Source organism: Rahnella sp. BIGb0603 (assembly GCF_024808755.1).
GTDB classification, from domain to species: domain Bacteria; phylum Pseudomonadota; class Gammaproteobacteria; order Enterobacterales; family Enterobacteriaceae; genus Rahnella; species Rahnella contaminans.
Genome location: NZ_JANUEX010000005.1, coordinates 581815 through 592703, shown reverse-complemented (window position 1 = coordinate 592703; position 10889 = coordinate 581815). Strand labels below are relative to the sequence as shown.

Genomic DNA, 10889 nt, shown 5'->3' with positions numbered 1-10889 from the left:
GGATTTGACCCGTCCGCCACGTTGGTGATTTTCGTCCCGCCGGTGTGCGTGGTGCTGTTGTACGTCGTGCCACCCAGCGTCATGCTGTTGTAGTTGACCGTGCCGTCGCCGTTCTTGTCGTACTGCACGGACTCGTCAGCAAGAGATTTCAGTTGTGAGACGTTGACCGCATCAGTCAGCGCAGCACCGGCCGCCAGATTGGTAATCCGGCGCTCGCTTCCGGCGGAACCAATCGAGACTTCCCCGGAGGCATTACCTTTCATATCAGCCGCGTTAGCGCCTTTAGGCACATAGGCAGCCTGCCCGAGATTCGCGGTCGTTGTCGTAGCGAACCCGAGGGCAACGCTGTTATCAGCGCTGGCGATCGCAGAAGTACCCAGAGCGATGGAAGTCGCGCCGGTAGCTGAAGCCCTGGTGCCTATTGCCATTGCACCACTGCCAGAAACAATGGTGGCCGCACCAAGAGCAATAGATGAATCACCAGTAGCGCCAGAGGCTGCGCCAATCGCGATACCCGACTTGCCCGTGGTATAAGCAGAATCACCAATCACGATCTGCCTGGCATTGGCTGCGATTCCCGTATAGCTTGCCGAAGATTTGTTGCCGATCACGACGCTGTTACCTGCGGCTGTTGCCGATGCGCCATTACCCATAGCAATCGCGTTGGCCGAATTGGCATCCGCAACCGCGTTTACCCCCACAGCAATTGCATCTGCGCCGAGCGCTTTAGAATCCGCACCTGTTGAGTTGGCGTGGAAGTACTTAGTGCCGGTGTTAAAAATATTATTAATATTGTTATTGGTCGTGGTCAGCTGCGAGAAGTTCACCGCGTCGCTCGGATTTGACCCGTCCGCCACGTTGGTGATTTTCGTCCCGCCGGTGTGCGTGGTGCTGTTGTACGTCGTGCCACCCAGCGTCATGCTGTTGTAGTTGACCGTGCCGTCGCCGTTCTTGTCGTATTGCACGGACTCGTCAGCAAGAGATTTCAGTTGTGAGACGTTGACCGCATCAGTCAGCGCAGCACCGGCCGCCAGATTGGTAATCCGGCGCTCGCTTCCGGCGGAACCAATCGAGACTTCCCCGGAGGCATTACCTTTCATATCAGCCGCGTTAGCGCCTTTAGGCACATAGGCAGCCTGCCCGAGATTCGCGGTCGTTGTCGTAGCGAACCCGAGGGCAACGCTGTTATCAGCGCTGGCGATCGCAGAAGTACCCAGAGCGATGGAAGTCGCGCCGGTAGCTGAAGCCCTGGTGCCTATTGCCATTGCACCACTGCCAGAAACAGTGGTGGCCGCACCAAGAGCAATAGATGAATCACCAGTAGCGCCAGAGGCTGCGCCAATCGCGATACCCGACTTGCCCGTGGTATAAGCAGAATCACCAATCACGATCTGCCTGGCATTGGCTGCGATTCCTGTATAGCTTGCCGAAGATTTATTGCCGATCACGACGCTGTTACCTGCGGCTGTTGCCGATGCGCCATTACCCATAGCAATCGCGTTGGCCGAATTGGCATCCGCAACCGCGTTCACACCTACTGCAATCGCATCTGCACCGAGTGCTTTAGAATCCGTCCCGGTCGAGTTGGCGTGGAAGTATTTCGTGCCGGTGGCATAGATGTTGTTGATGTTGTTATTGGTCGTGGTCAGCTGCGAGAAGTTCACCGCGTCGCTTGGGTCAGACCCGTCCGCCACGTTGGTGATTTTCGTCCCGCCGGTATGCGTGGTGCTGTTGTACGTCGTGCCACCCAGGGTGACGTTGTTGTAGTTAACCGTGCCGTCCGGGTTGGTGTCGTAATGCACGCTGCCGTCAGAAACAGATTGAAGCTGACGCACGTTGACGGCATCCGTCGCTTGCGTACCACCGGCAACGTTAGTGATCTGGCGTTCTGAGCCCGCATTACCCACGGAAACCGCACCCTGAGTTGAAGCCACCGCCGTATTGCTGAACTTCTCTTTTGCACCGCTCATCCCGACACGGCTGGCAACCGCGGACTGACCCAGCGCCACGCTCCCCGCTACCGAGGCAACGGCGTTATTGCCGACAGCCATTGCATTTGCAGCAGAAGCGGCAGAAGACGCACCGACGGCAAAAGCAGCCGCACCGCTGGCGTTAGCGTTATACCCTACTGCGGTAGACGTCCCGCCGGTCGCCGAGCTGCCGTTACCTAAAGCCGTATCGTTGGTGATCGTTGCAGAACCACTCACCCCGGCGACAGCGTTGCCGCCCATTGCCAGAGATCCGCTGTTGTACGCCTGCACGTTATTACCGATAGCGACGCCGGACTGGCCCTGCGCAGAAGCAGACTGACCAATCGCGGTAGACTGATTCCCGGCGGCATTGACGCCAGCGGAGTAGGCATGCCCCCCGATAGCAATCGCATCTGTACCTGTTGCAGACGCGCTGTCACCAATCGCAGTCTGGGAACCCGCGCCGGTCGCCACGGCTTTTGTGCCGATCGCAATCGGAGAGCTACCCGCTGCTGACGTTGAGGTCGCCGTGGCACGCTGGCCGATAGCAATACCCTGAGTTATCCCGCCTGCGGCGTTATTCGCCGTGGCATAAGCGCCGATAGCCACCGGCGCATTAGAACCATTCGCCCCCGGAGTTACAGAGCCCACGGCGGTCGCGTTACCGCCAATAGCGACAGCACCTTCCGCTCCCAGTGCAGGGTTTACCGGATTTGAGTTAGCCACCGCACCATAACCCATTGCCACATCACGCCCGTTCACGGCCTGAGAAGTGGCCCCGAAGCTCAGGGAGTAATTCCCTGCGGAGCTGGCACTGTTACCTAAAGCAAGGGAGCCGGTACCCACTGAAGAGGCCAGATTGCCCATTGCCAGTGAGGAGTCACCCGTTGCCGTGGTATTCGACCCCATCGCCAGTGAGTTGGCGCCTGCGGAGTTGGCATACCAGCCAATTGCTGTACCGGTGGCACCGGTCACGGTAGAACCGCCACCAATCGCCGTGGTATGGTCCGGAACGGCTTTCGCCATATCGCCAATCGCCACTGAACTGTAGCCATTTACCACCGCGCTACGACCAATAGCCGTGGCGTTGGTATTCGTCGCCGTCGCATTAGAACCAAAGGCGATCGCGCCATCATCAGACGCCGCAGATAACGAGCCGATAGCCATCGCACCGTTGCCCCCGCTGGCTTTTGCCCCCTGACCAATTGCGATGCCATTCACAATCGTGGCACTGGCCGAATGGCCAAGTGCCACGCTGTCTGCTCCGGTTGCCGTGGCTGACTGACCAATCGCCGTGGCTGAAGAACCGGTGGCTGACGCGGTAGGTCCGATTGCCGTTGCGTTGCCTGACGCCGTGGCAGCGCCACCGTTGATTGAGGTGTTACTTGCAATGTTGTTATCTAATGCGGCACTGCTGGTGCCCGCGCCTGCCACCCAGGCGTCAGCCGGGAAGGCGATAAGTGCTGCGGCCACAAAGCCAGACAACCCACCCACGCGTTTTGCGATACGCAGGGAGCTGCTGCCTTTTCCTCTTGCTCCCGCAAATTCACCCGCAACAACCCAGGCTTTATGTGTAGAGCTCCATACTAAACGGTATATCTTGTTCATCTATATTCTCCTCCTGGCTCCATGCCAGGATTAAGTTAAAGCTTGTGGTTTGTGGCCAGCAGGGTTGCTGTGGCCTTATCGATCAAAGGTTTTTCCAGTGAGGTGCGGTTCAAAGCGTTCTTTTCGCGCTCGTATAATTTCTGAGCGGCGTTATTGTTGTGTGCGACGTACTGCAAATATCCGCCGGTGAAGAAAGTGGCTTCGGTGACTGCGTCCCCTTTTGCAAGCGGGCTGGTTTCAGGCATCGATTTCACGGCAGAGAAAATGGCGTCCGGACTGCCTTTACCGGCATACAATCTGGCAATCGCCTGATAGCGTGGATAAGTGAAGTGGTATTTCGCCGTGTCTTTGGTCAGCTGCTTTTGTAATGCGGCAGAAGACCCTGTCCAGGTGCGGGCGGTCAGCCATAACTGCCACAGGCTGGCGTATTGGGCTTCCTGCGTATTCTTGCCGTCGGCGAGATGGCGAAATGCCGTTTTTGATTCGTCGAACCGGTTAAGAACGGCCAGATTGATGGCTGAAGGCGTCGCAACCTGACCGGCGAATTCAGTACCCAGCAGCAGGTCATAGCCCTGACGGGCTGCCTGCGGATTGCCATTCAGATCATTGGCTACCGCGTCATTAAAAACAGTTGAATAAGCCAAATGGCGGGCCGCAGGATCCCCGGCGACCTCTGTCTGCTCATGCACGCCGGTTTTCACCTGCGTATCGGCAGCGGCAACCTGGCTGAACGTCAATAACGAACTCAGCATCAGCAAAGGCAATAATGCTGAGGTGGAAATAGCGCGGGCCGCAGATATAAGCGGATTACGCAAATAAATTCCGTATGTCATATTTTTCATAAAAAACTCACAGTAGATGAATGGGTAATTCAACTTTTATTTAAAAATCATTAAGCAGGTAACCGCGGCTTGCAAAAAAAGCGCCGATACTAATATTCAAACGTAGAGCAGCCCTCAGCCGTTATATAAAATATAAGGCATTTATCTAAGATGTTATTAATGCTGCCAATATGTTACACAAGCAAAGATGAATACTCCTCTGCTCTGATGATTCATGTATATTAATTTCGTAGAAAATTAATTTAAATATTCACCAAATGAATGAAAAGTTGCACTAAAACTATTTAACATGCTCACAATAGAGCGGCGTTATTTCAGGATAATTAATTGTGTAACCCGCTCCTTTGGCACTCTGGATGAAATCTTCAGGAAGCCCCACCATCGCGAGTTTCTTGTTAAGCTTATTAAGTACCTGCCACAGACGTTGCGTCGATGGGCTCAGATTATTTTCTTCCCAAATTTTGCTCAGGAGTTCATCTTTGGTTACTTTTTGCGACCGGCCATGGCTCAGCAGATAAAGGAAAAGTTGCATCATGGTGTCGTTAAAAAAGACCGAACCAAACATCAGGTTTCGCTCTGTACAGTCAACAGAAAAGCGATAAAGCCTTTTGCTGCCTATATCAAAGTGAATGTCTTTACCAATTAAAAAACCGTACAGTTTATAATCCATTTACTTTACCCGTTAGTCGAAACAACCAACCAAGGCTGTCATCCATGTATTTAGCAAAAATATATTACCCATAGAATTAATGTGGCTGATTATATGTTTCCACTACGATCTTACAATACACTTCAGGGTATCTCTGATGAGTCACCCGGCCTGACATGCTCTTGCTGATTATTCCGTTTAAAATGAATTAGCCAGAGTTATTCACTATGAATGGAGAATTCAGTGGCGTTAAAAATCAACAACCCACCATCCCGAAAAACTCACTTTAAAAAACCAAAAAAATGCTCACATGAAGAGTTTTATGCTACTTTCCTGCCTAAGGTAATGTTTCCTTTGTGGTATATATTAGGATTTCTCGCACTACTTTTCTAAACCCTCCACTTTCTACTCCTCATATCTGCGCTTACTCCCAAATGGGCAATGGCCGTTCAGCGGCAAATTTTTATGATCATCCGTACAAGCCACGCAGGGGAACATACTTTCACCGTGGCGCTGAGACACAAACTAAGGTCGAACGTGCCGGGAGGAAAGTGAAGTCTTTTGAATTATGCTTAATAAGAAGAGGGAAAAAAGAGAAAGAATGCAACGTTGCGAAGAAAGATACATAAAGAAAAACAATTTCAATGCACTGATTTTGAAACATATAACTCTTAATAAGATTTTTTCTGACCAGGGTTCCTGTTACCCCGGCGCAGATCCTCAGGTGGTATACACTTTAAGAAATCCTCAAGGGGAACAGATACCAATATGCCCCTCAAATACCTTATCAGCGATCAGGTGATCTTTGATTCTGACGCCCATCACTTGATCTCACTGACATCGGACACCGTTAAAGTCACGCTGCATACCCCGGCAAGCCAGTGTTTGTTACTGCTGCTGCAAAACCAGGGCGAAGTACTCACTCAGAAATTTCTTTTTGAAAATATCTGGGGCAAAAACGGAGCATTTGTCAGTGCCAATACGCTCTATCAGAATATTGCCATTGTCCGTAAAGGCCTGAAATCAGCTGGCATCGGGGACGATATTGTTCAAACCATACCCAAAACGGGAATTAAATTTACCGGTCATGCGACGCTTTATTTCGCGAAAGAAACAGACCCACAGGAAATGCGTGAAGCGTCTCCCCCTGTTCAGTCCCTTCCGGGTGAGGTTTATTCACCACAGAATGACGATGTTGAAAACTCCGCTACAGAACAAAATTTACCCGCCTCTGATCGGCAACCCGAAACCCTCTCTGCGCCCGACTCCGCATTGCCGCAAAAAACCGGCCATCAGAGAATTTCCCCTCTTTATTTTTATCTGACAGCATTCGTATTTTGTGGACTGAGTCTGATGACCTATCTGCAGCTCAAGCCTGAAGGCTCCTTTTTTACTGATTACCATCTGATTGGCAAAGTAAATGGCTGCATGCTTACCTCCTCTTACTATGATAAAGACGTCGCTATAAAGGAATTTTCAGCGCTTTTTCAACACGGAGGGATCACCTGTACAGACAAAACGTATGCTTACATCACCCTCAACCGGCTCCCTGAAGGAACAGCTTTATTAATGTGCGATAAGCCTGCAGAGAAAATTAACGCACAGTGCCTGAGCTATATATATCTGGAAAAAACTGATGATAAATAATAAGCATGCGTGGATTTACCTTCTGCTCGCTATTTTTGCTCTTTCCCCTCTGTTCGTTTTGGGGTATCTGAATCACCAGAAGAATAATTTTTCTTGTCAGTCAGAAATCGTGATATCGAAGGGCAACTCTGTTTACTCGGCACTGATGTACTACCATTTTGATAACGGGAACGGCATCGTTGAAACATCCGGTTATTTTAAAAAAGAGGGTGCCGCAATTACCAAAATTAATAAAAGGATCGCCTTCCGGTATTGGGTCAATGATGACACGCTGACAATGGTTTCTTCCTATCTGCATAATGATAATGTCACGGACGCATCACTCAACGCGCTGACGCCCGATTTTTTCCTTTATAGCGATCGGGGAGTGACATATCAGTTAGCCAAAGAAAACAAATCTACCTACCTTTTTATCCAGAGTGATACCCCGCTATTTTCCTGTGTTATCAACCCTGTTAAACACCCCGGATAATTTTGCCGCTGTATGAAGACGTCGGTTACCCGCGTTTCGGCGCGAGAACCCCTTTTCCTTCACGCAAAAAACACCTCTTGTCTGCACATGGCATGATGAAATTCTTCTCCCCTCGCAATTTCTGAAAACTGGACAAATAACACTTCAATTCAGAACGTTTATGAGTAAACTCGCACAATGATAATTTGACTTAAGTCAGGGAAGGACCTCGGTTTCAAAGGGGCAAGACATCGTGCAATGGATAATGACACCGCGATGACCTGAAGCAGACACAGTCTGTATTCAGGTTATGCGTTTGGATAAAGGGAATTAAGCAATGAGCATTCAGGATTACATTCTTGCAGGCAGCAAATTACCGATCCACAACCATTACCAGTTAAGACTTAAACGCCTGGAATCTCAGCTGCCGGGCGTCGATATTTCGGTGCTCAAGTTCAGCGGCACCGAGGCCATCAGCGATATCCTGCGCTATGAGATTGAGTTCACCAGCGCGGTGAAAGACATCCCCGCCCAGCACATCATCAACTATTCCGCGCTGTTCCTGATGTATCCCGACGGTAAACCGTGGGAGTCCGTTAAACCGCGTATTATTCCCGGCGTTATTACACAGTTTCGTCAGTGCAGCACCTCCGCCGATGAGACCCGCTACGTCGCCACACTGGAACACCGCGTCACCCGGTTAAATCAGGGCAGCAATAACGCGATTTACCAGAACGACAGCGTCATCAGCATGACCGAAAACACCTTCCTGCGTTACAACATGGACCGCCTGGATTTTCGGTTTGCGCTCAATGATCAGTACCCGCTGAAAAAATTCATGATGCAGTTTGGTGAAAGTGAATATGCGCACATTGCGCGACGCCTGGCCGACAGCGGCATCTCGTACTTCTTTGAATACGATGAAGAGAACAACTGCGACGTCATGGTGCTGGCAGACCATTCTTACGCCTGGCCGGAGCCGGTCGCTATCCCGTTCCGCAACCCGGCGGGCATGTTCGACGGCGGGCTGGAATCGGTCTGGGAGATGTCGGTCAGCCGCAAGGCCATTCCGAAGGCAGTAACGGTCAACGACGACTATTACCCTGCTGCGCAAAGCGATATGACTGGCACGACGGAGACCAGTCCGGATTACCCTGCGCTGGTTGCCGAAGATTACCGCTGGGGTGAGTACTATCCTGAGCCGGGCAAGGAATACAGCACCGAGCCCGGACAGGGGATGTGGTACGCCAGACGCCGTCAGGAGCGCTACCTCAGCGAACAAGTCACGTTCGAGGGCAAATCTAACTGCATGACGCTGCGTCCGGGGATGGTCATCACCACGCCCGGTAAAGACTGGCCGGAAGCGCCGGACGGCCTGCTGATTGTCTCCACTGAGTCTAAAAACGTCGCCCGCGATACGGCGTATTTTGTCACCTTCACCGCCGTTCCGCGTAATACCCAACATCCGTATCGTCCTGCCTTGCTGCCGTGGCCGACCGTCACCGGCACGCTGCCAGCACGTATTTCCAGCGCGCATCCGGACGAACCTTACGCCCACATCAACGCCGACGGTTTGTACCGCGCGCAGTTCGGCTTCGACCGCACCGAATGGCAGAAAGGCTTTGAGAGCTGCTGGCTGCGTCTGGCGAAACCCTATTCCGGTGATACCTACGGCTTCCATATGCCGCTGCTGGATTCTACCGGCGTGGCGATTGCGTTCGAGAACGGCGACGTTGACCGGCCTTATATCGCCTGTGCGCTGCATGATTCAACGCACCCGGATCATGTGGCGTTACCGAACTACAAGCGGAACGTCATACGCACTCCGGCAAATAACAAGCTTCGCCTGGACGATACGCGCGGGAAAGAGCACATCAAGCTTTCGACACCGGCCAGCGGTAAAAGCCAGCTGAACCTCGGTGCGCTGGTCGATGACAAGCGCAAAGACCGTGGCCACGGTGCCGAGCTGCGTACCCACGACTGGGTGGCCGTTCGCGGTGGTAAGGGGGTGTTTATTTCCGCCGATGTGCAGGCTTCCGCCGCAGGTCAGCAACTGGACATGCAACAGGCCAAAGCACTTCTTTCCAGTGCGATGGTGGAAATGCAGAGCCTGTCGGCCAGCGCGCAACAGGCGCAGGCATTAGCCGCTGATATTGACCGTCAACAAACCTTGCTTCAGCAGAAACTCGACAAACTTCAGCAAGCCGTTTTACTTTTAAGCGCCCCAAAAGGCGTCGGTATTGTCAGCGGGGACAGCATGCAACTGTACGCGCAAGACAGCCTGACGCTGACCGCCGGTAAACAGGTGGATATCGGCGCGACGAAGAAATTCACGGTGGCAGCCGGAGAACAAATCAGCCTCTACAGCCGTCAGGGAACCAAAATGTTTGCCGCCAAAGGTGACATCGACGTTCAGGCGCAGGGCGGGAAATTCACCACCTGGTCAACGGACGATACGCATATTGCCAGCGGAAAAAAGATGACGGTGACAGCACAGGACGAGCTGGTTCTGATCTGCGGCGGCGCCTACATCAAGCTGAAAGGCGGGAACGTTGAGATTGGCGGGCCGGGGAAACTCTTGGTGAAAAATGGCGGCATCGTCAAACAAGGCGTGGCGAGCATGCAGAGTGCGATGAAATCATTTGAGCCGGAGCAGTTTAATGAGGGGTTTGTGGTTACTCATCCGCTCAACGGCAAGCCACTGGCTTCTCAGAAATATAAAATCACACTGGATGATGGGCAGGTCATTGAAGGACTGACCGATGAAAAAGGCATGACCTCTCTCACTAAATCACAAGCCGCGCAGGATATGGTCATTTCGTTACTGGATGGCGAATAACTACAAGGACAGAATATGAAAAAGCTAACTTTACTCGCAGCTACATTAATATTTTCACTGACCAGCCTTAATGGCTGTGCCGTGACACCCCCTCCGGTGCAAACATCCACGCAGCCAGAAAAGCTGGCAGTACAACCCATCCATAACCCACCACAGGTGATTTATCGTATCGATAAAAATCGCTATCTCACTCTGGAGGATTATTCGAACTGCGATGATGGTTCGATTTATTATCATAACGATAACAAGAAGATAAAAACTAAACTCTGGTTCCTTTCTAAGGGAACCATGAACTATAAGGGCAAGTTTATCTGGGCAGCGAAAAACGACGATATGCTGGCGATTCCATTGGTGAGCGGTGATAACGATGCTTGCGGTGATCCCCTCAGAGGCTGTGCCTATAGTATATTGTCAGCCAGTAATGATGGTGGGAAAACATTTAGGGATATTAAATTTGGTGCTAGTGATCGCTCAGCATCTAAAGATTACACAATCGTTATTTCTGATGATGCCATATACATTAAGAGCATCAATTACAACGCTAATAAATACACAAATAATACCGATGGCACTTTTATACAACCAAGAGAAATATTAATTAATGAAATTTTCTATAAAAAACTACTGGCAATGGGAATACCTGATGATGCTTTAGATAAAAGTAATCTTTTGGATGTAAATGGAAGTTTATTATCATCCAAGTATTCATATACGAATGAAAAAATTTCTGAGTTGGGCAATAAGGTAAGTACTTTATATTATAATATAAGAGATAATATTCCCCAAGATACAATTCCAAAATTGATGCTATCCCCTCACAGCACAACTCAATTTACCTGCAACTCCACACGACTCCCTACTCAGCTTAAAAATCAAGGATGAC

The 10889-nt window shown here is 51.1% G+C and carries 7 protein-coding genes; 4 read left to right on the top strand and 3 right to left on the bottom strand.

All coding sequences use genetic code 11. The features are described from left to right. The 3 genes from M2403_RS16735 to M2403_RS16725 all read right to left on the bottom strand — a co-directional run. A partial coding sequence (locus M2403_RS16735) for an ESPR-type extended signal peptide-containing protein (protein WP_259230161.1) occupies window positions 1-3578 on the bottom strand: 3578 nt, incomplete at its 3' end. 35 nt (window positions 3579-3613) lie between these two features. Further along, complete coding sequence (locus tag M2403_RS16730; protein WP_165060035.1) at window positions 3614-4420, bottom strand: hypothetical protein; 807 nt, start codon at window positions 4418-4420, stop codon at window positions 3614-3616. 280 nt (window positions 4421-4700) lie between these two features. Further along, window positions 4701-5090 (bottom strand): helix-turn-helix domain-containing protein, encoded by a 390-nt coding sequence (locus M2403_RS16725; RefSeq protein ID WP_152326641.1) that lies wholly within the window; start codon window positions 5088-5090, stop codon window positions 4701-4703. Between the two features lie 747 nt (window positions 5091-5837). Between M2403_RS16725 and M2403_RS16720 the strand changes: the two genes are divergently transcribed. The 4 genes from M2403_RS16720 (at window position 5838) to M2403_RS16705 (ending at window position 10888) form a co-directional block, all read left to right on the top strand. Further along, window positions 5838-6716 carry a transcriptional regulator gene (locus M2403_RS16720; protein WP_259230160.1) on the top strand — a complete coding sequence of 293 codons (879 nt, stop codon included), beginning with the start codon at window positions 5838-5840 and terminating at the stop codon, window positions 6714-6716. Next, the gene (locus tag M2403_RS16715) at window positions 6706-7188 is read left to right on the top strand and encodes a hypothetical protein (RefSeq protein WP_259230159.1); all 483 of its coding nucleotides are present in this window, start codon (window positions 6706-6708) and stop codon (window positions 7186-7188) included. Before M2403_RS16720 ends, M2403_RS16715 begins: the two co-directional genes overlap by 11 nt. Window positions 7189-7504: 316 nt before the next feature. Then, window positions 7505-10006 (top strand): type VI secretion system Vgr family protein, encoded by a 2502-nt coding sequence (locus M2403_RS16710; protein WP_259230158.1) that lies wholly within the window; start codon window positions 7505-7507, stop codon window positions 10004-10006. A 15-nt stretch (window positions 10007-10021) separates the two neighbouring features. Then, entirely contained in the window at window positions 10022-10888 is an 867-nt protein-coding gene (locus tag M2403_RS16705) for a hypothetical protein (protein WP_259230157.1), read from the top strand. Window position 10889 lies beyond the last annotated feature (1 nt).